General features: G+C 53.7%; 1 protein-coding gene. It reads right to left on the minus strand.

The features are described from left to right. Positions 1-18: 18 nt before the first annotated feature. A partial coding sequence (locus tag ACFQ14_RS14330) for an IS3 family transposase (protein ID WP_377213444.1) occupies positions 19-505 on the minus strand: 487 nt, incomplete at its 5' end.

Consider the following 505-nt stretch of genomic DNA (forward strand, 5'->3'; position numbering starts at 1 on the left):
TGAATAGCCCCGAGTTTCTTAGACACCCTCGGCGTTCATTTTCTGCTGTCGTTCGAAGTCGACGGGTGACAGCATCCCGTTTCTCGCATGTTTCCTTTTCGGGTTGTAGAACATCTCGATGTAATCGAACACATCGCGCCTTGCTTCTTCGCGGCTGCTGTAGGTTCGCCGCCTGATACGTTCGCGTTTGAGCAGGTTGAAGAAGCTCTCTGCGACCGCATTATCGTGGCAGTTTCCACGTCGGCTCATCGAGTGCTGCAGATTGTGCTGGCGAAGGAATGATGCCCAATCAATGCTGGTGAACTGTGAGCCTTGGTCCGAGTGAATCAGCACTCGTTGTGTTGGTTTGCGCCGCCACACGGCCATCAGCAGCGCTTGCAATACGACGTCGGTTGTCTGTCTGCTCTGAACTGACCAACCGACCACACGCCGCGAGAATAGATCAATGACGACTGCTAGGTAGGCAAACCCCTCGTTGGTCTTGATATAGGTTATGTCCGTCACC

The sequence above is a fragment of the Pseudahrensia aquimaris genome (genome assembly GCF_042676045.1).
Classification (GTDB): domain Bacteria; phylum Pseudomonadota; class Alphaproteobacteria; order Rhizobiales; family Rhizobiaceae; genus Pseudahrensia; species Pseudahrensia aquimaris.